Origin of the sequence: Symbiopectobacterium purcellii, from assembly GCF_052050035.1 — a bacterium.
In the GTDB taxonomy this organism is placed as follows: Bacteria; Pseudomonadota; Gammaproteobacteria; order Enterobacterales; family Enterobacteriaceae; genus Symbiopectobacterium; species Symbiopectobacterium purcellii_A.
Window position 1 is genome coordinate 118,954 of record NZ_CP189882.1, and the last position, 20,907, is coordinate 139,860.

The 20,907-nt window shown below is 53.4% G+C and carries 18 protein-coding genes and 7 pseudogenes; 7 read left to right on the forward strand and 18 right to left on the reverse strand.

Going from position 1 to position 20,907, the window contains the following annotated elements; all coding sequences use genetic code 11:
* Positions 1-6: 6 nt before the first annotated feature.
* Both istA and ACQGXV_RS02050 read left to right on the forward strand, forming a co-directional pair.
* Positions 7-828, forward strand: a pseudogene (gene istA, locus ACQGXV_RS02045) (IS21 family transposase); the annotation flags it as partial.
* Positions 828-1,362 (forward strand): annotated as a pseudogene (locus ACQGXV_RS02050) (ATP-binding protein); the annotation flags it as partial. The pseudogenes istA and ACQGXV_RS02050, both read left to right, overlap by 1 nt.
* Before the next feature lie 17 nt (positions 1,363-1,379).
* On the opposite strand, the pseudogene ACQGXV_RS02055 reads toward ACQGXV_RS02050, so the two are convergent.
* Positions 1,380-2,027: pseudogene (locus tag ACQGXV_RS02055) on the reverse strand (IS3 family transposase); the annotation flags it as partial.
* Between the two features lie 138 nt (positions 2,028-2,165).
* Between ACQGXV_RS02055 and ACQGXV_RS02060 the strand changes: the two are divergent.
* Complete coding sequence (locus tag ACQGXV_RS02060) at positions 2,166-2,624, forward strand: hypothetical protein (protein ID WP_440864747.1); 459 nt, start codon at positions 2,166-2,168, stop codon at positions 2,622-2,624.
* 305 nt (positions 2,625-2,929) lie between these two features.
* On the opposite strand, the gene guaA is transcribed toward ACQGXV_RS02060, so the two are convergent.
* The gene (gene guaA / locus ACQGXV_RS02065) at positions 2,930-4,507 is read right to left on the reverse strand and encodes a glutamine-hydrolyzing GMP synthase (RefSeq protein WP_440864748.1); all 1,578 of its coding nucleotides are present in this window, start codon (positions 4,505-4,507) and stop codon (positions 2,930-2,932) included.
* Positions 4,508-4,618: 111 nt separating this feature from the next.
* Positions 4,619-6,082, reverse strand: a complete 1,464-nt coding sequence (gene guaB, locus ACQGXV_RS02070; RefSeq protein WP_440864749.1) for an IMP dehydrogenase — start codon at positions 6,080-6,082, stop codon at positions 4,619-4,621.
* 179 nt (positions 6,083-6,261) lie between these two features.
* On the opposite strand from guaB, the gene xseA reads away from it, so the two are divergent.
* Positions 6,262-7,638: an exodeoxyribonuclease VII large subunit gene (gene xseA, locus ACQGXV_RS02075; protein ID WP_440864750.1), complete on the forward strand. Its 1,377-nt coding sequence runs from the start codon at positions 6,262-6,264 to the stop codon at positions 7,636-7,638.
* Here xseA and ACQGXV_RS02080 read toward each other — a convergent pair whose 3' ends face one another.
* Both ACQGXV_RS02080 and ACQGXV_RS02085 read right to left on the reverse strand, forming a co-directional pair.
* Positions 7,639-7,869: a zinc ribbon domain-containing protein gene (locus ACQGXV_RS02080; RefSeq protein ID WP_440864751.1), complete on the reverse strand. Its 231-nt coding sequence runs from the start codon at positions 7,867-7,869 to the stop codon at positions 7,639-7,641.
* A gap of 19 nt (positions 7,870-7,888) precedes the next feature.
* Positions 7,889-8,017 (reverse strand): annotated as a pseudogene (locus tag ACQGXV_RS02085) (AEC family transporter); the annotation flags it as partial.
* A gap of 35 nt (positions 8,018-8,052) precedes the next feature.
* Between ACQGXV_RS02085 and ACQGXV_RS02090 the strand changes: the two are divergent.
* A complete protein-coding gene (locus tag ACQGXV_RS02090) occupies positions 8,053-8,418 on the forward strand; it encodes an IS630 transposase-related protein (RefSeq protein ID WP_440862584.1) in 366 nt (121 codons plus the stop codon).
* Complete coding sequence (locus ACQGXV_RS02095; RefSeq protein WP_440867164.1) at positions 8,342-8,875, forward strand: IS630 family transposase; 534 nt, start codon at positions 8,342-8,344, stop codon at positions 8,873-8,875. The genes ACQGXV_RS02090 and ACQGXV_RS02095 overlap by 77 nt, the downstream gene beginning before the upstream one ends.
* 21 nt (positions 8,876-8,896) lie before the next feature.
* On the opposite strand, the pseudogene ACQGXV_RS02100 reads toward ACQGXV_RS02095, so the two are convergent.
* Both ACQGXV_RS02100 and ACQGXV_RS02105 read right to left on the reverse strand, forming a co-directional pair.
* Positions 8,897-9,316 (reverse strand): annotated as a pseudogene (locus ACQGXV_RS02100) (AEC family transporter); the annotation flags it as partial.
* A 43-nt stretch (positions 9,317-9,359) separates the two neighbouring features.
* On the reverse strand, positions 9,360-10,013 hold the full coding sequence (locus ACQGXV_RS02105) for an IS30 family transposase (protein WP_440864752.1): 654 nt from the start codon (positions 10,011-10,013) through the stop codon (positions 9,360-9,362).
* Here ACQGXV_RS02105 and ACQGXV_RS02110 point away from each other — a divergent pair.
* Positions 9,994-10,128: a hypothetical protein gene (locus ACQGXV_RS02110; protein ID WP_440864753.1), complete on the forward strand. Its 135-nt coding sequence runs from the start codon at positions 9,994-9,996 to the stop codon at positions 10,126-10,128. The two genes, ACQGXV_RS02105 and ACQGXV_RS02110, sit on opposite strands and share 20 nt — an antisense overlap.
* A gap of 9 nt (positions 10,129-10,137) precedes the next feature.
* Here ACQGXV_RS02110 and ACQGXV_RS02115 read toward each other — a convergent pair whose 3' ends face one another.
* From ACQGXV_RS02115 to ndk, 11 genes and pseudogenes are all read right to left on the reverse strand, one after another.
* The gene (locus tag ACQGXV_RS02115; protein ID WP_440864754.1) at positions 10,138-10,470 is read right to left on the reverse strand and encodes a helix-turn-helix domain-containing protein; all 333 of its coding nucleotides are present in this window, start codon (positions 10,468-10,470) and stop codon (positions 10,138-10,140) included.
* Positions 10,471-10,561: 91 nt separating this feature from the next.
* Positions 10,562-10,741, reverse strand: a pseudogene (locus tag ACQGXV_RS02120) (AEC family transporter); the annotation flags it as partial.
* A gap of 90 nt (positions 10,742-10,831) precedes the next feature.
* Positions 10,832-12,316, reverse strand: coding sequence for a ribosome biogenesis GTPase Der (gene der / locus ACQGXV_RS02125; RefSeq protein WP_440864755.1), 1,485 nt, complete (start codon positions 12,314-12,316; stop codon positions 10,832-10,834).
* A 144-nt stretch (positions 12,317-12,460) separates the two neighbouring features.
* Entirely contained in the window at positions 12,461-13,642 is a 1,182-nt protein-coding gene (gene bamB, locus ACQGXV_RS02130; RefSeq protein ID WP_440864756.1) for an outer membrane protein assembly factor BamB, read from the reverse strand.
* Between the two features lie 10 nt (positions 13,643-13,652).
* Positions 13,653-14,273, reverse strand: coding sequence for a YfgM family protein (locus tag ACQGXV_RS02135; protein WP_440867165.1), 621 nt, complete (start codon positions 14,271-14,273; stop codon positions 13,653-13,655).
* A 13-nt stretch (positions 14,274-14,286) separates the two neighbouring features.
* Positions 14,287-15,561 (reverse strand): histidine--tRNA ligase, encoded by a 1,275-nt coding sequence (gene hisS / locus ACQGXV_RS02140; RefSeq protein ID WP_440864757.1) that lies wholly within the window; start codon positions 15,559-15,561, stop codon positions 14,287-14,289.
* A gap of 124 nt (positions 15,562-15,685) precedes the next feature.
* A complete protein-coding gene (gene ispG / locus ACQGXV_RS02145; protein ID WP_440864758.1) occupies positions 15,686-16,807 on the reverse strand; it encodes a flavodoxin-dependent (E)-4-hydroxy-3-methylbut-2-enyl-diphosphate synthase in 1,122 nt (373 codons plus the stop codon).
* 40 nt (positions 16,808-16,847) lie between these two features.
* Positions 16,848-17,822: a cytoskeleton protein RodZ gene (rodZ, locus tag ACQGXV_RS02150; protein WP_440864759.1), complete on the reverse strand. Its 975-nt coding sequence runs from the start codon at positions 17,820-17,822 to the stop codon at positions 16,848-16,850.
* Positions 17,812-18,471 (reverse strand): annotated as a pseudogene (pilW, locus tag ACQGXV_RS02155) (type IV pilus biogenesis/stability protein PilW); the annotation flags it as partial. The pseudogene pilW and the gene rodZ, both read right to left, overlap by 11 nt.
* 293 nt (positions 18,472-18,764) lie before the next feature.
* On the reverse strand, positions 18,765-19,970 hold the full coding sequence (locus ACQGXV_RS02160; RefSeq protein ID WP_440864760.1) for a bifunctional tRNA (adenosine(37)-C2)-methyltransferase TrmG/ribosomal RNA large subunit methyltransferase RlmN: 1,206 nt from the start codon (positions 19,968-19,970) through the stop codon (positions 18,765-18,767).
* A gap of 316 nt (positions 19,971-20,286) precedes the next feature.
* Positions 20,287-20,718 carry a nucleoside-diphosphate kinase gene (gene ndk, locus ACQGXV_RS02165; RefSeq protein WP_222157754.1) on the reverse strand — a complete coding sequence of 144 codons (432 nt, stop codon included), beginning with the start codon at positions 20,716-20,718 and terminating at the stop codon, positions 20,287-20,289.
* Between the last annotated feature and the right edge of the window lie 189 nt (positions 20,719-20,907).

Below are 20,907 nucleotides of genomic sequence, written 5' to 3' on the forward strand. Positions count from 1 at the left end.
TACAACCAGTTACAGCATGACTGGGGAGAAATCGAGGCGGAGGTGTCTGGTGAACGCTGCAAAATCAACTTCGCCGTGAACACGCTGGGTTACTCGCGTCGCCTCCACGTCTTTGCGGCACCGAGCCAGGATGCGGAGCACACCTATGAGTCCCTGGTGCGGGCCTTCCGTTACTTCGGTGGCGGCGTGAAAACCGTGCTGGTCGATAATCAGAAAGCGGCCGTGCTGAAAAATCACAACGGCAATGTGGTGTTCAACGCAGGCTTCCTGCAACTGGCGCAGCACTATGACTTCCAGCCCCGGGCGTGTCGCCCCCGCCGCGCGCGAACCAAGGGCAAGGTTGAACGCATGGTCGACTACCTCAAATACAACTTCTTTGTCCGTTACACGCAGTTCGACAGCTTCGCGCACGTTAACCAGTTGCTGGAGCAGTGGCTTGCCGAGGTCGCGGACCAGCGCGAACTGCGCCAGTTCCGGCAAACGCCGGCGACCCGCTTCGAGGAAGAAAAAGGGCACCTGCAGGCGTTGCCAGCAACGGACTTCGATACCAGCTACTTCGACATCCGTCATGTGGCCTGGGACGGCTATATCGAGGTGCGGGGTAATCGTTACTCCGTGCCGGAGGCCTGGTGTGGCCGCCCGGTCTCAATCCGGATCACGCTGGATGATGAGCTGAGGATCTACGGCAATGAGCAGCTTGTGGCCACTTATCGCCTGAACAACCGCGGTACCGGGTGGCAGACCGTTCCGGAGCACCATGCACCGCTGTGGCAACAGGTGAGCATGGTAGAACACCGTCCGCTGAGTGCTTATGAGGAGCTGCTGTGATGCATGAACTGGAGACGATGCTGGGCCGTCTGAAAATGGAGCATCTGGGGTACCAGGTAGAAAGCCTGCTGGAGCAGGCGGCGAAGGAAGAACTCAACTATAGCCAACCGACTTAAAAATGATTACATCCTATGCCCTGATATGCGGCAAAGAAGCATAGCTGGCTGTTATCAAAATAATGTCGCTTGGCTATACCGCGAGTTCCTGTGCCGAGCGCTGCAACAGGAATGGAGCGGGCGCCATCAACGCGGTATGGAGTCCCGGCTGAAGCAAGCCCGGCTCCCCTGGGTGAAAACGCTGGAGCAATTCGACTTCAGCTTCCAGCCGGGCATCGACCGTAAGGTGGTGAGAGAGCTTGCCGGCCTGGCGTTCGTAGAACGAAGCGAAAACGTGATCCTGCTGGGTCCACCGGGCGTGGGCAAAACGCATCTGGCGGTGGCGCTGGGCGTGAAAGCGGCGGATGCAGGGCATCGGGTGATGTTCATGCCGCTGGACAGGCTGATAGCGACCCTGATGAAGGCGCGACAGGAAAACTGCACTGGTCAAGTAAATCAGGACACTTTTTTCTCAGCCATTTGTTCATAACGCACCGGAGACAGGTCCCCGTTAGCGGCATGATGCCTGTCTAGGTTGTAGTAGCGGATATACGTCGCCACATCCTGCTCCATGTAAGCCCGTGTTGGCTGGGGTACCAGCAGCAACCATTCATGTTTCAGACTGCCCCAGAAGCGCTCCATCACCGCATTATCCCAGCAGGCACCCACGTCTCCCATACTGCTCCTCAGCCTGTAGCTGCTCAGCAGCGCCTGAAAGCGTTGTCCCGTGTACTGCGCCCCCCTGTCCGTATGCACCACCAGGCCCGGCGGGGGAGCTCGCAGGTTATATGCCTTCATCAGGGCCCCGCAGACCAGCGATGAGGTCATCCGTCTGTCCACCTGCCAGCCCACTATCTGCCGGGAGTACAAATCCATAATAGCCGCCAGATACAGCCAGCCTTCACCGGTCTTCAGATACGTGATGTCACTCGCCCACACCTGATTTGGCCCCGGCGGGTTAAAATTCTGGTTCAGCAGGTCTGGGGCCACCTCTGCACCCGGGCGGGGTTTTGTCGTGACCTTATAAGTCCGGCGCTGTCGGCAGACCAGCCCCTCTTCCTGCATGAGTTTCCTCACCCGCCAGCGGCTGATTATGATGCCTTCTCCGGCTTTGTTGAATAATTTAACCGTTTGATTTACATCTTCTTTAGTTAGAATGCATTTACAGAGAATGTATTTTGTTAGAACGACAAATCAAATAGTTAGCACAATAAAAAGCATTCCGAGAGGAAAAATTAGTCGTTGAAATTTTATAATGCTTATATAAATCAGTATCTTAAATTATTCAACAAAGCCGTAAACACGCTGAAAGAGGCGGGTTTTACTAACAAAGATGCTTTTGCCTTTGAAGTCAATAATAAGGTCGGAAGTAATAAGACTGCCACCAAAAATGAAATGGCGAATAACCTTTATCAGCTGATACAACATATTATTGATTCAGACCTTCCCATCTGCACCAATAATTTGTACATCAAAACCAATATTGATACCTGGAAGAACAGCGTTGCATGGGAATTGCATGATGATTTCTTTCGGAAAATAAAAATCTGGCCCGAACACTGGAGAACACAGCCTGACTCCCCTGATACCTTATATCCCTGGGGAAAAGGAAACTGGAGTTTCTGGGAATATTCATCTCACGGGACGATAAAAGGCATTAATGGCAATATCTTGATCAGTAAAATCAATCCGCTTCTCTAAGGTTTGGGTCGCGAAATGCGCTATATCCTTAAATAATTCGAGTTGCAGGACAAAACGTTTACGTTTTGAACAGCGCTTGCGCGGGCCCGTAGGGTGAACCTCAGGGACGAGGTTCATTCATCCCGATGGGCTTACACAAGTCAGTGATTCAGGTGAACGAGTGCAGCCAACGCACCGGCAACGTGAAGTATGGCGGGTATAAAACTCGCGGAGAATGTCACAGAACATTCTCCGCTGAGATCATATCGCCTATGCCACTGGGCTTAATGCCGTTGACCGGAGCACTCCGCTATATACTAAGGGGGTTATTCCCACTCGATCGTTGCAGGCGGCTTGCCTGACACATCATACACCACGCGGGAAATGCCGTCGACTTCGTTGATGATGCGGTTGGAAACGCGCCCCAGGAAGTCATAAGGCAGGTGTGCCCAGTGCGCGGTCATAAAGTCGATCGTTTCAACCGCACGCAGAGAGACCACCCAGTCATATTTACGACCGTCGCCCATCACGCCAACGGAACGCACTGGCAAGAACACGGTAAAGGCTTGGCTTACCTTGTGGTACAGGTCCGCATTGTGCAGTTCTTCGATGAAGATGGCATCGGCACGGCGCAGCAAATCGCAGTACTCTTTCTTCACTTCGCCCAGCACGCGCACCCCAAGACCTGGACCGGGGAACGGATGGCGATACAGCATGTTGTACGGCAAGCCCAGTTCGAGACCAATTTTACGCACTTCGTCTTTGAACAGCTCTTTCAGCGGCTCAACCAGACCCAGTTTCATCTCTTTCGGCAAGCCACCCACGTTGTGGTGAGACTTGATGACGTGCGCTTTGCCCGTTTTGGACGCCGCAGATTCAATCACATCAGGATAAATGGTGCCCTGCGCCAGCCATTTCACCTCGGTCTGCTTGCTCGCTTCTTCATCGAACACTTCGACGAACACGCGACCAATGATTTTGCGTTTGCCTTCAGGATCGTTTTCACCCGCCAATTCAGACAGGAAACGATCTTCCGCAGCCACGTGCACGATATTCAGACCAAAGTGATCGCCGAACATTTCCAACACCTGATCCGCTTCGTTCAAACGCAGCAGGCCGTTATCCACGAACACGCAGGTCAAACGATCGCCAATGGCACGGTGCAGCAGCATCGCTGTAACAGAAGAATCGACACCACCGGACAGGCCCAGAATAACGCGGTCGTTACCAATCTGTTCACGCAGGCGCACTATCGCGTCATCGATAATTTTTGCCGGCGTCCACAGCGCATCACAGTGACAGATGTCACGCACAAAGCGTTCCAGCATGCGCTGTCCCTGACGGGTGTGGGTGACTTCCGGGTGGAACTGTACGCCGTAAAAGCGTTTCTCTTCGTTAGCCATAATGGCAAACGGGCAGGTATCGGTGCTGGCAACGGTAGCGAAACCGGACGGAATGGCCGTCACTTTATCGCCGTGGCTCATCCAGACGTCCAGCAGCGGCGCACCGCTTTCACTCAGCGCATCTTGAATATCACGCAGCAGCGCGCTTTCCGTTTTGACTTCGACCTGAGCATAACCAAACTCACGCTCGCTAGAGCTTTCCACACGGCCACCCAGTTGCATTGCCATGGTCTGCATGCCGTAGCACACACCCAGCACTGGCACACCGGCCTGGAACACATATTCCGGCGCGCGTGGGCTGTTGTGCTCGGTGGTGCTTTCCGGACCACCGGACAGGATAATGCCGTTCGGGTTAAATTCGCGAATCTGTGCTTCGGTAACGTCCCATGCCCAGAGTTCGCAATAAACGCCCAGTTCACGTACGCGGCGCGCGGCCAGCTGCGTGTACTGCGAACCAAAATCCAGAATGAGTATGCGGTGTTGATGAATATTTTCTGTCATGAGAGGCGTATTCCAAAATACGTAAGAAGCAAAAAATAAGAGAACCCGGCGAAGTTTACCGGGTTTCTGTCAAATCAGCCATCACATCGGCAGATTGGCCTGTGGGCCAAATCAACCCATCCGATAGTTCGGAGATTCCTTGGTGATGGCCACATCGTGCACGTGGCTTTCCTGAATGCCCGCACCGCTGATGCGAACAAACTCGGCCTGAGTGCGCAATGCGTCAATGGTACCGCAACCGGTCAAGCCCATGCAGGAACGCAGGCCACCCATCTGTTGATGCACGATCTCTTTCAGGCGGCCCTTGTAAGCCACACGCCCTTCGATCCCTTCCGGCACCAGCTTATCTGCCGCATTATCGCTTTGGAAATAACGGTCAGAAGAACCTTTGGACATGGCGCCCAGCGAGCCCATACCACGGTAAGATTTAAAGGAACGGCCTTGATACAGCTCGATCTCGCCCGGAGACTCTTCCGTCCCCGCCAGCATAGAACCTACCATGACACAGGCTGCACCGGCAGCGATGGCTTTGGCGATATCACCGGAGAAACGGATGCCACCATCGGCGATAACCGGAATGCCAGTCCCTTCAATCGCTTCTACCGCGTCGGAGATCGCAGTGATCTGCGGTACACCTACGCCGGTAACGATACGGGTAGTACAAATAGAGCCGGGGCCAATCCCCACTTTCACAGCGCTCACGCCCGCTTCAGCCAGCGCTTTGGCACCAGCACCAGTGGCAACGTTGCCGCCGATAATTTGCAGATCGGGGTATTTGGCACGTGTTTCACGAATGCGCTGCAACACGCCCTCAGAGTGACCGTGCGAGGAGTCGATCAGCAGCACGTCAACACCGGCTGCAACCAGCGCATCGACGCGCTCTTCATTGCCCGCACCCGCACCAACCGCCGCACCGACGCGCAGGCGACCGTGTTCGTCTTTACAGGCGTTAGGTTTACGCTCTGCTTTCTGGAAGTCTTTGACGGTGATCATGCCGAGCAGATGGAAACTGTCATCCACGACCAGCGCTTTCTCAACGCGTTTCTCGTGCATTTTTTGCAGCACCACGTCACGCGCTTCACCTTCACGCACCGTCACCAAACGCTCTTTCGGCGTCATAACGGCGCTTACCGGGCGTTCCAAATCAGTCACAAAACGCACGTCACGACCGGTGATAATACCAACCAATTCGTTATCGTCGGTCACTACCGGGTAACCAGCAAAGCCGTTACGCTCGGTCAGCGCTTTGACCTCACGCAGCGTGGTGGTTGGCGTTACAGTTTGCGGATCGACAACAACGCCGCTTTCGTGACGCTTCACGCGGCTGACTTCTTCCGCCTGGCGTTCAATCGACATGTTTTTATGGATGAAACCGATGCCGCCTTCCTGCGCGAGTGCGATGGCCAAACCGGATTCCGTCACGGTATCCATGGCAGCAGAGAGCATAGGAATATTCAGGCGAATCGTTTTTGTGAGCTGGGTGGTGAGATCGGCAGTGTTCGGCAGAGCGGTCGAGTGAGCTGGGATCAGGAGTACGTCATCAAACGTCAGTGCTTCTTTGGCAATACGTAGCATGGGCAATATCTCATGTGGGGATGCGATAAAATATTGCCGTGGCATTATACAGAGCGTAATCGGTTGCCTCCAGCTTTTTTTAAAAAAACTTGATTAACCTTTCAGGCAAGGTAGTATCTATTAGTTAACCCTCTGTTTTAAAATTTGATCTCGCTCACTAAATCGGGTTAGACAACGCCATGTCCCAAACGCCTTCATCCGCTATTTTTACCGTCAGCCGCCTCAACCAAACCGTCCGGCAACTGTTGGAAATGGAAATGGGGCAAATCTGGCTGTGCGGCGAGATATCCAACTTGTACCAGCCCGCCTCCGGCCACTGGTACTTCACCCTGAAAGATGAACGCGCCCAGGTACGCTGCGCCATGTTTCGCACCAGCAATCGGCGTGTGACGTTTCGCCCGCAAAACGGACAGCAGGTGCTGCTGCGCGCCACGATCACCCTGTATGAACCACGCGGTGATTACCAACTGCTGGCAGAGAGCATGCAACCCGCAGGCGATGGCCTGCTGCAACAGCAGTTCGAACAGCTTAAGCAGCGGTTAGCGTCAGAAGGCTTGTTCGATCAGTCGTTCAAACAGGCACTCCCCCGCCCAGCCAGCAGTGTCGGCGTCATTACTTCACCCAGCGGTGCGGCGCTGCACGATATCTTGCAGGTGCTACAGCGGCGCGATCCCGCACTGCCGGTGGTGATTTATCCGAGTCAGGTGCAGGGCGAAGAGGCGCCAATGCAAATTATTCGCGCCATTCAGCTTGCCAATCAGCGACAAGAGTGTGATGTGCTGATCGTCGGGCGCGGCGGCGGTTCGCTGGAAGATCTATGGAGTTTTAACGATGAACGCGTGGCTCGCGCCATCTTCGCCAGTCGAATTCCTATTGTGAGCGCGGTCGGCCATGAAACCGACGTCACTATTGCTGACTTCGTGGCGGATTTACGCGCCCCCACCCCGTCGGCGGCAGCTGAGTTGGTCAGTCGCGATCGCAATGAACTGCTGCGCCAGCTACACGCACAGCGTCAGCGGCTGGAGATGGCGATCGACTATTCGCTGGCCCAGCGCCAGCGCGATTTCGCCCAGCGTTACCATCGTTTGCAACAACAGCATCCGCAGTTACGCTTGGCGCGCCAACTCAATCAATTAATCACCCTGCGTCGCAGGCTCGATGAAAGTCTGCAGCAGCAACTGCGTCGCGCGACCGTGCGCAGTGAACGGTTGCAGCAGCGACTGACACAGCAACAGCCGCTTTCACGTATTCATCGCGCACAGCAACACCTGCAACATATGCAGTACCAATTGCAGCGGCTTATCACTAGGCAACTGAGTGAGAATAAACAGCGCTTGGGTGAGGTTTGTTCCCATCTGGAAGGGGTCAGCCCGTTAAAAACACTGGCGCGCGGCTATAACGTGACCACCACTCCTTCCGGACAGGTTTTACGCGCCACGGCTCAAGCAGCACCGGGGGACACGCTAAAAACCCGGTTACAGGACGGCTGGGTAGAAAGCCAGGTTACACAGGTAACGCCGGATGCCAAAAAGCGCGCACGGCGCAAATCAACCTAGCTATTCCTGCACCGGCAGATAACTGAACAACACGCGTTGGCGTGAAATCAAACCGTGGCCATGTTGGCAAAAATAACTGACCGAACCACAAGCAGATAACGTTTGCAGAAGGTGTTGGCATTCCGGGCAATGCGCTTGTTGCTGATAGTAGTGATGACACTGCGGCCACTGAAACCGGCTGTCGTTCAGCCAGTTCAGGGCATGTTGGCAATGCGGGCACGGGAATTCCATTAGCTCCTCCGTTTCAGGCTTAAGCGATGCCCCAGGCGCGTAACACATAAACGCCGAGCGCCGTGGCAAAAAACGATCCTACCGTGGTCATGGCGATAATGTTGGCCGCCAGGGTAGCGTTCCCCCCCATGGCCCGAGTCATGGCATATAGCTAAACGACTTAATTTTGATTACATTATTTAAATGAGCTATTCAATTGATTTTAGACGTAAAGTGATATCTACACGGAAAAACGAAGGGTTGAGTATCCGAGAAACAGCGAAGCAATTTCGGATTGGCCCTGCCTCTGTATCGCGTTGGATTAATCAAATAGAGTCAAAAGCATCGACCACGCGTCAGCGAAAGATCGATAAATCCGAGTTGATAAAAGATGTTGAACAATATCCAGATGCTTACCAAAAAGAACGTGCAGAGCGTTTTGGCGTTTGTCAGAAGGCCATTTGGCAAGCGCTTAAAAAGCTGGGATTGACCTATAAAAAAAACTCTACGTCATCCGAAAGCCGACGAAAACGCCCGGCAGGGATTTCAACAAAAAAAACAACAGTATGAAAAAGAAGGTAAACCTATTGTTTTTATTGATGAAAGTGGTTTTTCACACGATGCCCCACGGACTCACGGCTATTCCCCAAAAGGTCAACGGTGTTTTGGCCTGAAGAACTGCGGAGCTAGGGGAAGAACAAATGTTATCGGCGCTTTATTAGGCACAACGCTGTTTGCTATCGGATTATTTGATATCAATATTAACAGCGATGTTTTCTATGCCTGGGTCACACAAGTCCTTATCCCAGTACTCCCTAAAAACAGTGTAATCATGATGGACAATGCCACTTTTCACAAAAAACATAATATTCAACAAGTCATCATCGATGCAGGGTATATGGTGGAGTATTTGCCTACATATTCGCCAGATCTTAACCCAATTGAGCATAAATGGGCACAAGCAAAAAGCAAAAAAAGAGAGATGGGTTGCGATACAGAGAGTTTGTTCTCAGTCCATATGGTGTAATCAAAGTTAAGTCGCTTGGCTATAGCTGCCCGCCGCCGTCGGGGTCGAGGCAAAGAGAAAGATGATCCCCAACTGCACGCCCCGAAAACCGACTAGCCAGCCGCCGAGCGTTAGCAAGCCTGGCACCACCACCAGTTTGGCGACGGTAGAGAGCGCCGCAACATTGCTGGTGCGCAGCATGGTTTTGAAATCCAGACTTGCCCCGGCACACAGCAATGCCAATGGCAGCGCCAAGCCAAAGATTTGCTGACCCGTTTGCCGCACCACATCAGGCAGCGCCAAGCCAGACTGAGAATAGCCCACCCCCAGCAATAGCCCAATAATCAGCGGATTGGTCGCAATGCTGGTCAACAGCGCTTTCTTACTGACGCGACCGCCATCCTGCCCTCGCCGTAAACTGCGCGTTAGGGTGATCACTGACAGCAAATTGAACAAGATAACGGGTGCCCCATTCCCACTCGAAACGCAACAAAACGGTAGAGGCTTATGCCACCAGTAAGTTCGTTAAAAATACCTCATTGGGGGAACGATAGCCCAGCGATTTTCTGCCCCTTGTATTGAGTATGTGTTCGAGTTCGGCAATCTTACGATGACTGACCTGACTGAAGTCTGTTCCCTTTGGGTAAAAACGTCGTATCAGCCCGTTGGTGTGCTCATTCAAGCCCCTCTCCCAGGAATGATAAGGATGGGCAAAGTAGACCTGCGCCCCTGTGATTTGAGTAATTTGCTCGTGCAGAGCGAATTCAGGGCCGTTATCAGCTGTTAGGGTCTTAAACTTGCAAAAGGTATTAGCTTCAATGTCCCTGAAAGCAGCAACCACAGTCTCCGCACGCTTATTAGGCAGTTTGCGAATGATGACGGTTTTCAATGCGTTATCTACGATGGTTAACAAGAATGACTTCTGGTCTTTGCCAAAAATAGTGTCAATTTCGAAGTGGCCAGGCTCCTGTTTAAGCTCGGCTTGAGCTGGGCGATACTCAATACCAACACGGTTGGGAATAGGGCCTGATTTGAGGTTTTCGGCATTGTACCTGTAACGTTTTCCCCGATGAGGAAGTTGCTGATATAGCTCCCCGCCAGCCTGTCTCTCCTGCAGGATATAGCGATATAGCGTATTCTTGCTGACAGATATAGCCAACCGACTTAAAAATGATTACATCCTATGCCCTGATATAGCCAAGCGACATTATTTTGATAACAGCCAGCTATGCTTCTTTGCCGCATATCAGGGCATAGGATGTAATCATTTTTAAGTCGGTTGGCTATATACCGAATTCCAGGTGCAAACGGCCACTGATGATTTCAGGTGAAGAGTGAGTGGAAAGCGCCTGCCTGATGAAGTTCTGAATGTGTGGCTCCAACGGGTAAAAAGCATTGTTTGGCAAAGGCTTATGACGGCGTCCCCGGGCCAGAGTGTCCGCCCTTCTACAGCAGTAGACACCATTGAAAGTAGGGTCGGTATTGCGTCTGAGTTCCCTGCTGATGGTCGAGCGAGGCAGAGCAAGCTCTCTGGCGATGGTAGCTTGGTTGACACCTTCACCACGCCGCTTTTCGATGTAGAACCGTTCTTTCTGAGTCAGATGTTTTCCCTGCATGCAACAGGCTCTCCAGTATGGCCAGAACGGTGATTTTATCCGACTCTGGCAAGTGGGTCACTTTGTTGCGTTTCGAGTGGGAATGGGGCTGGCTGGTCGCCACGCTGAAAAACAGCAGGAAGGGCAGCGCCAAATTAAACACCAGCTTCATCGCCGAATCGCAAAAGGCGTCATCCTGCTGCCCCAAACGGCGCAACCCCATGCCAATCAACAGGATTAACAGGTTAGGCATGGTGACATTAAAGGCAAAACTCCAGGTTTCCCAAGACATAACGTACGCTTTCACACAGGGTTGACGATCATTGCGGATTCACAGGCGACCATAAAAATGGGGCGAATCATCGATTACGCCCCATTCCGGTTATTTGCCTTTCTTGATGTGCTGCATCAAGCGCTTACGCTTACGCAACTGATTGGGCGTAAGGGTATTACGCTTCTCGGCAAAGGGGTTTTCTCCCTCTTTGAACTGGATGCGAATCGGCGTACCCATCACGTTCAGCGAACGGCGGTAGTAGTTCATCAGGTAGCGTTTGTAGGAATCCGGCAGATCTTTGACCTGATTGCCGTGGATCACCACAATCGGTGGGTTGTAGCCCCCGGCGTGAGCGTATTTCAGCTTCACGCGACGGCCCTGAACCAGCGGCGGCTGGTGATCGTCAACGGCCATTTGCATGATACGCGTCAACAGCGAGGTGTTCACACGCTTGGTCGCGCAGGTATAGGCTTCGTGTACCGACTCAAACAAGTTACCAACGCCGCTGCCATGCAGCGCAGAGATAAAGTGCACGCGCGCGAAATCAATGAACCCGAGACGCAAGTCGAGCATGTCTTTCACCTGCTCTTTGATCTCTTGCGACAGCCCATCCCATTTGTTCACCGCGATAACCAGCGAACGCCCCGCATTAAGAATAAAGCCCAGCAGCGAGAGATCCTGATCGGAAATACCGTCGCGCGCATCGATAACCAGCAATACCACGTTGGCATCTTCAATCGCTTGCAGCGTTTTGATCACCGAGAATTTTTCGACGGTTTCCGTGACCTTGCCACGTTTTCGCACCCCAGCGGTATCGATCAGCACATACTCGCGGCCATCTCGCTCCATTGGAATGTAAATGCTGTCACGAGTGGTGCCCGGCATGTCGTACACCACCACACGATCTTCGCCCAGAATACGGTTGGTCAGGGTAGATTTGCCCACATTGGGGCGACCGACGATCGCCAGTTTGATCGGCATACTTTCCGGATCGAAGTTATCTTCAACGTCCTCTGGCACATCGCTATTTTCGCCGAGCTGTTCAGCCCAATAAGCCGCGTTAGCCTCTTCTTCCGTCAGTTCAACCGGTTCATCTTCCTGTTTGGCGTAAGGCAGCAATACGTTTTCCAGCAACGAGGTAACACCGCGCCCGTGGGAAGCCGCCATGGGATAAACCTCACCCAGCCCCAGCGAATAGAAATCCGCCATCGCGATATCCGCATCCACACCATCGATCTTGTTGGCGACCAGGAAGGTGGATTTCTCACGGCTGCGCAAATGCTGTGCAATGCCCAGATCGGCAGTCATCAGCCCGGCGCGCGCATCCACCATAAACAGCACAATATCCGCTTCTTCGATGGCGAGCAGCGACTGCCCCGCCATACGGGTTTCCACACCTTCTTCCGAACCGTCGATACCACCGGTATCAATAATAATGAACTCCTGCCCTTCCACTTCAGCCCGGCCGTATTTACGGTCACGCGTCAGCCCAGGAAAATCCGCCACCAGGGCGTCACGGGTACGCGTCAGGCGGTTAAACAGGGTAGATTTTCCCACATTCGGGCGCCCAACGAGCGCGACGACAGGTATCATTTCACAACCTCATTTATTATATTTCAATATGTTACAGCAAATCGACTCGCTGACATCAAAAAGACGAAACGGCCCCTGATACGTTCAGGAGCCGTTTCAAGGCTCACACCGCCTGCGCGGTGCAGCCCAGAGACCTTATGTGCTCTAGCGAGTAAATGCGTATACGTCGCCGTTCTTGGCCTGAATCAACAGCTTGTCGCTGGCTACCACCGGATCGCTCAGGAAACCGGAACTGTCCACTTTATGCTGTGCCACGAAACGACCATCCGCAGTATTGATCCAGTGTAAATAACCTTCGGAATCACCCACCACCAGATAGCCATTATACAGCGCCGGCCCTGTCAAGTTACGGTGCAGCAGATCGCTTTGTCGCCACAGGTTCACACCGCCATTGGTGCTAAGAGCGACCACGCGATCGTTTTGATCCACAACGTAGATGCGATCGCCATCGATGACAAAATCCTGCACGCTGCCCAGCTCGCGTTTCCAAACGATCTGGCCGGAGCGCAGATCGAGCGCAGTCATGTTGCCGTTATAGCCGAGTGCATACACCAGCTCACCGACAATCACCGGCGTTGTATCCACATCGTTCAGACGATCGATTTCGGTTGCGCCGCTCGGTTGAGAGATGCGCTGCTGCCAAATCAGTTGCCCTTGGTTGATCAGCACCGCATTCACACGACCGTTGTCACCGCCGACAATGGCAGCACCAAACGCGGTGGCAGGCGCGGATTCACCGCGTAGCGACAGCGTCGGGATGTCCAGGTTTACGGTCCACTTGATGGCACCGTCACTTTCGTTCAGCGCTTGCAGAGTGCCGTTGCTGGTGTGAACCAGCACCACGCGATCACTCACTTCCGGGCGAGATAACACTTCACCCGCCGCCGTGGATTGCCATGCGAGGGTGCCGTCTGCTGCATTAAGCGCAAAGACCTCTGCACGCTCGCTACCGACATAGACACGATCGCCAGAAACCGTCACACCGCCGGAAAGCAGCGCGGATTCACGCGAAGAGAGAAAGCCACGTTTGATAGAGAGATCGGCGCGCCACAGCTCTTTGCCGTTCGCCAAATCCATCGCCTTCACCAGACCTTTACGGTCAGCAGCAAAAACGCGATCGCCCTGCCAGGCAGGACGCAAATTGGAGTAGTGCCCATCAAGGCCGCTCCCCACAGAACTGCTCCAAACTTTGGTTGGCGTAAATTGATTTTCAACCTTGGGCAGCGGCGACATGGTTACCACGTCTTCCTCGCCGCTGAACAGCGAACATCCGCTTAAAAAAGCCAGAGAAAGCATCCCAACCACAAGTGTTTTACGCAATTGCATGACGTTCCTCTTAGCCCGGCAGATTATTTAATTTCATACGCAGCAACGCCTGCAATGCCTGTGGCGGATTCGCCGCCACGCCTTTATCGTAAGCCGCGCGCGCAGCCGCGTTATCGCCTTTGCTCACCAACGCATCGCCGCGTACATCCGCCACCATGGCAGCCCATCCCGCCTGTGTGATGGTATCCAACGTTTTAAACGCGTCATCAGCCTTACCCTGCTGCACCTGAACGCGCGCCAAACGCAGTGCGGTCAATGCTAGCAGATCGACATCTTTGGTTTGTGTCAACGCCGTGCGCAATTGGGTTTCCGCCTGAGCGAACTCCCCTTTATCGGCGTGATAGCGCGCCAGTTGCAAGGAAGACAACACGCCATAGCTGTTTTTATTCTCGGCTGAGAATGTTTCCGCCGCCGAAACGCCCGCCGCATCACCTTTCGCCAATGCTTCACTGGCCTGCTGGTAAGCCAACGAGGAAGACATGGCCCCTTCAGACTGATGATTCTGCCAGTAACGCCACCCGACCAGGGCACCGATACCCAGCACAATCCCCACCAACAGCGCTTTACCGTTTTCGATCAAAAAGCGGCGCAACGCATCAACTTGCTCATTCTCAGTGGTATAGACTTCCACGGTGTCTCTCTCCTCAATCCAGTAACGTTGCCAGACGCGCGGCAACGTCCGCCTGCGCCAATGTATCCTGCTCGCCGCTGCTCAGATTTTTCACCACCACCTGACCGGAAGCCACTTCGTTCTCGCCCAGCACCAGCGCAATACGAGCGCCCCATTTATCCGCGCGAGCAAACTGTTTCTTGAAATTTCCGCCGCCATAGTTGGTCATCAATTTCAGCTCAGGCAGCGCATCACGCAGTTTTTCAGCCAGTTGCATGGCTGCTGACTGCGTGCCAACGCCGGAGGAAATCAGATACACTTCAACGCCAGGCTGTGCGGTGAAATCCGGATTAACCGACTGCACTAACAGCACCAAACGCTCCAACCCCATGGCAAAACCGACAGCCGGCGTGGCATGCCCACCGAGCTGCTCCACCATGCCGTCATAACGGCCGCCCGCACATACCGTGCCCTGCGAACCCAGACTGCTGGTGACCCACTCGAACACAGTGCGGTTGTAATAATCCAAGCCACGCACTAATCGCGGATTCACCGTAAATGGGATACCCGCTTGCCTTAAAAGTTCACACAGTTGCTCAAAGTGTTGGCGAGATTCCTCATCCAGATAGTCCGTCAGCACCGGTGCGTCATTGAGAAGTGCCTGCACCTGCGCATTTTTGGAATCCAGTACGCGCAGCGGGTTGGTATACATGCGACGCAAACAGTCTTCATCCAAATGTTCTTTGTGTTGTTCCAGAAACGCAATCAACGCCTCGCGGTAACGCGCTCTCGCTTCCAGCGAACCGATGGAGTTCAGTTCCAGCGTAACGTGTTCAGCAATACCCAGTTCACGCCACCAGCGCGCACTGAGCAGAATCAGTTCGGCATCGATATCCGGTCCTTGCAGACCAAACACTTCACAGCCCAACTGATGGAATTGGCGGTAGCGCCCTTTTTGCGGACGTTCGTGGCGAAACATCGGCCCCATATACCACAGGCGCTGTTCCTGATTATAGAAAATGCCGTGTTCAATACCGGCACGAACGCACCCTGCGGTCCCTTCCGGGCGCAGCGACAGGTTATCACCGTTACGATCATCGAAACTGTACATCTCTTTTTCGACCACGTCGGTCACTTCGCCAATCGCCCTCTTAAACAACGGCGTTTGCTCCATGATCGGCGTGCGGATTTCGTTGTAACCGTAACTGCGGAGTACTTTTTTCAGGCTATCTTCAATACGCTGCCATAAGGCCGTTTCGGCAGGCAGATAATCATTCATGCCGCGTATGGCTTGGATATTTTTTGCCACGTCAGTTCTCTATGCGTTGTAAAATCGTTTGTTCCATAGAACCCGATTATAGGGGGTTCAATGCGCTCTGTTCAATGTTAAAGCCACCGCTGAGTTTGACAGTCAGTGACGATGCGAGGACTGATTACTTGTCCACCACATTGATCGTGATGCGTTTGTTTTCATCCAGCATCGCGGCTTTGGCGCGAATTTTCGCTTCCAACTGGTCAATCATGTCGTCGTTGTCAAAGCGCTCTCTCTGGCGCACGCCATCTTCATAAAAGCCGCTTTTTTTGCTGCCGCCGGTCACTCCCAGCGTTGAGACCAGCGCTTCGCCCGGCCCGTTGACCACACAACCAATAATGGAGACATCCATCGGCGTGATGATATCTTCCAGACGCTGTTCCAGCGCGTTGACCGTGCCGATCACATCAAATTCCTGACGAGAGCAGGTAGGGCACGCAATGAAATTGATACCGCGCGCGCGAATACGCAGCGATTTGAGGATATCAAAACCGACTTTAACTTCTTCAACCGGATCGGCCGCCAGCGAAATACGCAGCGTGTCGCCAATGCCTTCCGACAGCAACAACCCCAGACCGATAGCCGACTTGACCGCACCGCTGCGGGCGCCACCGGCCTCCGTGATCCCCAGATGCAGCGGCTGATCGATACGCGCTGCTAGTAAGCGATAAGACTGCACCGCCAGAAACACATCCGAGGCTTTTACGCTCACCTTGAACTGATCGAAATTCAGGCGATCGAGGATGTCCACGTGACGCATTGCGGATTCCAACAGTGCTTCCGGCGTGGGTTCACCGTATTTTTCCTGAAGATCCTTTTCCAGCGAACCGCCATTGACCCCGATGCGAATCGGGATGTTTTTATCACGCGCGCAATCGACCACCGAGCGAATACGCTCTTCGTTGCCGATATTACCGGGATTGATACGCAGGCAGTCCACGCCGTATTCCGCCACTTTCAGCGCGATACGGTAGTCAAAGTGGATATCGGCCACCAGCGGAACGTTAACCTGTTGTTTGATCAGTTTAAACGCTTCCGCCGCGTCCATGGTGGGCACGGAGACGCGAACAATATCCACACCAACGCGTTCAAGTGACTTGATCTGTCTTACCGTGGCGTTCACATCGGTGGTTCGGGTGTTAGTCATCGACTGCACAGCAATCGGTGCGCCGTCACCAACAGGCACCTTGCCGACGTAAATGCGCGTTGATTTGCGACGGACGATGGGTGCAGGGTTATGCATTACTTCTTCTCCACATTTACAGCATCACCGGCACGGGAAATTATTCCGCTGCCAGCGTCAGACGAGCAATCTGGTTGCTTCTTACAAACCGGCTCAAATCCACCGGTTTACCTTGATACTGAATTTGTATGGCTGCCGGTGCGCCGATCTTCAAGCGATAAGGCGCCTGACCGCTCAGGTTTAACGCACTGCCACTGAGCTGCACGCCGCTGTAGAGTTTTTTGCCTGCTGCATCTATCACTTCCAGCCAGCAATCGGCGCTAAAGTTCATGGCAATGGTATTGCCATTGTCACTGACAGGCGTTACGCTCGGTGAAGCCACAGGCTCTGTAACCGCAGAAGGGGGCGTGGTAACCGGCGCTACAGGCTGATGCCCATTGTTTGCCTGCGCAGACACCACTGGTGCATCCGCGCTGGTTGCCGCATTTGCCGCAGGCGAATTCGCGGTGGTATTGGCCCCTTCCGGCGCAGCCGGCGCAATCTGCGTCAGATCGATAGTCTGCGAACCGGTATTGGCAAGTGGCACCGCCGTTTGCCCCTCAGCCTCTTCCGGCGAGTTAGCCGCAGCGTGATCGACCATAGAACTGATCTCTTGCTGCTGCACCTGATAATTCTGCCAGCACCAGGCACCGGTTAACCCGAGCACGATAAGCACTACCAGCCAGGTAAAGGTCATCAACCAGCCATCGCGTTTCTTACGGCTTTTTCCCAAGGCAAAGCCTTGCATTGACGCCACGTTGGCGATTCTCGGCACCACGTGTTTATCCAATGCTGGCAGCAGTTCGCTTTCCGGCAAATGCACCAGCTTGGCGTAAGAGCGGATATAACCGCGCAAAAAGGTAGGTGCTAAATCGGGAGAAGTGCTGCCCTCTTCGATCTCTCTCACGGTGGTCACTTTGAGGCATAAACGTTCAGCGACAGTTTGCTGTGTCAATCCCATATGCTCACGCGCCTGACGCAGACGCTCGCCAGGAGTGGCAGGGGTGGTATTTTCTAGAGTGGCTTCAGTATTCATTAGCTAAGAACTGCTGGTACTGTTTAGAGTGTGGAAAACTTCGCGCCAGCCTGTCGCCATGATAGTTACGCTCATCATCACGGCCCGCCAACGCGGCGAAACGAATCTCTAACCATAAACTCTCAGCGCTGGCTGGAAGGCTATGGTGATAAATGTCCAAAAGGTGCCTGGCTTCGTTAAAGTGTTGGGCAGTTAGTCGCTGACTCACTTCACTGAGCACCCTGTCGCCTTTTGTCGGGTCATAGTGTAGCGCCCGAACTAACAATGTGCGTGCCTCATCACAGTTTCCCGCTTTGAAATGGCAGTATCCCGCGTTTTCCAAAGCCTGCGCAACTTCCCGATAATCAGGATGTTGCGCCGCAGCGCTGAACTGTTTCTGCGCCGCTACATACTGCCCTAAACTAAAGAGAAACGCACCGTAATTATTCATTACGCTGGCATTTTCCGGTGCCTGACGCAATGCGGTTTGATAACGTCATTCTGCCGCACTGTATTCGCCAATGCGCTGTTCGTACAACGCCATACCCAGTTGGGTGCGATAATCGTCCGGAGCGGCTTCAACAGCGCTCGATAAGTTGCGCCGCGCCGCGTCAAGGTCGTTGCGTTTCAGGTATGCCATACCCAATTGCAACCGCGTGGTGACCAACGCCTAGGTCGCCGACGGGCGCTGCACCTTGGCACACCCACTCAACAGTGGCACTACGATGCCGAGCGCAAATAAAACACGACGCTGTACATACGCTTGCTGAATACGATGTGTCATCCTGACCCTCCGCTGAAAAACGGATTCCCTGTCCGCATCCCACGCAGTGTTAACGCGGCAAGCACCAGCGGGTATTCAGCCAATATACGCTAGCTACGCGGACGCCATCATATGCCGATGAAAGGTGTTTGGCACCCTGATTCGATACCCAATACCATTTCACCAAGCACAATAAAGCATTAGACTGCTTTAACCTGAATTGGTTCACCCGCGCGTTTGGTGCGCAGCGTTCGCTTGGTACGATCGACCACTTCACCCGCCAGCTGACCGCATGCCGCATCAATATCATCACCGCGCGTCTTGCGCACGATAGTGGTGAAACCATACTCCATCAGTACCTTGGAGAAACGATCTACCCGGCTGTTGGAGCTGCGACCATAGGGCGCGCCCGGGAACGGGTTCCAGGGAATCAGGTTAATCTTGCAAGGGGTATCTTTTAAACACTCGGCAAGCTGATGTGCATGTTCGGTGCCATCATTGATGTGATCCAGCAGCACGTATTCCACCGTAACGCGCCCCTGATTGGCATTGGATTTCTCCAGATAGCGACGCACCGCAGCTAAAAAGGTCGCAATGTCATACTTTTTGTTGATTGGCATGATTTCATTGCGGATAGCATCCGTCGGCGCGTGCAGCGATATCGCCAAAGCGACATCGATCATATCACCCAATTTATCCAGCGCCGGTACCACACCAGAGGTAGAAAGCGTCACGCGGCGTTTGGATAAACCAAAACCGAAATCATCCAGCATGATCTCCATGGCGGGCACCACGTTGTTCAGATTCAGCAACGGCTCGCCCATGCCCATCATTACCACGTTGGTGATGGGGCGCTGGCCGGTGACTTTCTGAGCACCGATAATTTTCGCAGCACGCCACACCTGACCAATAATTTCCGATACGCGCAGGTTACGGTTAAACCCCTGCTGCGCGGTCGAACAAAACTTGCATTCAAGGGCGCAACCCACCTGCGAGGAAACGCAGAGCGTGGCACGATCTTCTTCTGGGATGTACACGGTTTCGACGCGTTGCCCACCGACCAGAATCGCCCATTTGATGGTGCCATCCGAAGAACGCTGTTCAGCGACCACCTCCGGCGCACGGATTTCGGCTATCTGCTCAAGCTTCTGACGCAACACCTTGTTGATGTCCGTCATGTCGGCGAAATCATCGCTACAGTAGTGATACATCCACTTCATCACCTGATCGGCGCGGAACGGCTTCTCGCCAATAGAAGCAAAAAAGGCGCGCATTTGCTGACGATTCAAATCCAACAGATTGATCTTTTCACCGTCGGTTTTCACGACAGGTTCAGCAGCATCAGTGGAGGAACAGGTGGAAGCAGACAGGGTGGTGCTTTCCGCTAAAGACGGAGATTGGGGCATGCTCATAATGGTAACTCTTGGCCTCGTTATTACACGTTGTGGCGCGACAGATGACAATAATATATACCCTAAATAATTCGAGTTACATGAAGGCGGCAAGCGAGTGAATCTCGATGAGCTTACTCAGGTAAGTGATTCGGGTGAACGAGCGCAGCCAACGCACAGGCAACTTGAAGTATGACGGGTATCGATAAGAAACGCCCCGGACAAACAGTACGTGCTCATCCGGGGCGCGGCATTGTACAAAGTTTAAAACAGCGATGCTACCGCCGTCGCGTTTTTTTACGCTTGATACGAGAAAAACCGCCGCACCGGATTAACGCAGGCGCGGACAGATCTCTTCAGCACTGAAGAAATAAGCGATCTCACGTGCCGCAGATTCCGGAGAATCAGAGCCGTGTACCGCATTTTCGGTAAAACTGTCTGCGTAGTCAGCGCGCAGTGTACCTGCCAGCGCATTCGCAGGATTGGTCGCGCCCATGATGTCACGGTTGCGCTGAATGGCGTTTTCCCCTTCCAACACCTGCACCATGATCGGGCCTGATGTCATGAAGCCCACCAGACCATCAAAAAACGGCTTGCCTTGATGCTCGGCATAAAAACCTTCCGCCTGCTCACGGGTTAATTGCACCATTTTAGCGGCCACCAGCGTGAATCCGGCGCTTTCAAAACGCGCGTAAATGGCACCGATGGCATTCTTGGCTACGGCATTGGGTTTTACGATGGAAAAGGTACGTTCTACCGTCATATTGACCTCATTATGTCACACGCTATTAACGACCGGATTAAAAGAATTATCATACCAGTCAGTGAAAGTGGCGCCGATTATAGGGTGGCAGCAGTGCCTTGCCTATCGGCTTATATAACATTTTCTTAAAAAAATCGTATCTTTTTGTCTCGTCATTGCGCAAATCGCCACACGGGTGAGTAAATACCG

Coding starts and splice junctions, on each gene's coding strand:
- guaA (WP_440864748.1), bottom strand. CDS start 4,507: ATGACAGAAAATATTCATCAACACCGCATACTCATTCTGGATTTTGGT.
- guaB (WP_440864749.1), bottom strand. CDS start 6,082: ATGCTACGTATTGCCAAAGAAGCACTGACGTTTGATGACGTACTCCTG.
- xseA (WP_440864750.1), top strand. CDS start 6,262: ATGTCCCAAACGCCTTCATCCGCTATTTTTACCGTCAGCCGCCTCAAC.
- ACQGXV_RS02080 (WP_440864751.1), bottom strand. CDS start 7,869: ATGGAATTCCCGTGCCCGCATTGCCAACATGCCCTGAACTGGCTGAAC.
- ACQGXV_RS02090 (WP_440862584.1), top strand. CDS start 8,053: ATGAGCTATTCAATTGATTTTAGACGTAAAGTGATATCTACACGGAAA.
- ACQGXV_RS02115 (WP_440864754.1), bottom strand. CDS start 10,470: ATGCAGGGAAAACATCTGACTCAGAAAGAACGGTTCTACATCGAAAAG.
- der (WP_440864755.1), bottom strand. CDS start 12,316: ATGATACCTGTCGTCGCGCTCGTTGGGCGCCCGAATGTGGGAAAATCT.
- bamB (WP_440864756.1), bottom strand. CDS start 13,642: ATGCAATTGCGTAAAACACTTGTGGTTGGGATGCTTTCTCTGGCTTTT.
- ispG (WP_440864758.1), bottom strand. CDS start 16,807: ATGCATAACCCTGCACCCATCGTCCGTCGCAAATCAACGCGCATTTAC.
- rodZ (WP_440864759.1), bottom strand. CDS start 17,822: ATGAATACTGAAGCCACTCTAGAAAATACCACCCCTGCCACTCCTGGC.
- ACQGXV_RS02160 (WP_440864760.1), bottom strand. CDS start 19,970: ATGCCCCAATCTCCGTCTTTAGCGGAAAGCACCACCCTGTCTGCTTCC.
- ndk (WP_222157754.1), bottom strand. CDS start 20,718: ATGACGGTAGAACGTACCTTTTCCATCGTAAAACCCAATGCCGTAGCC.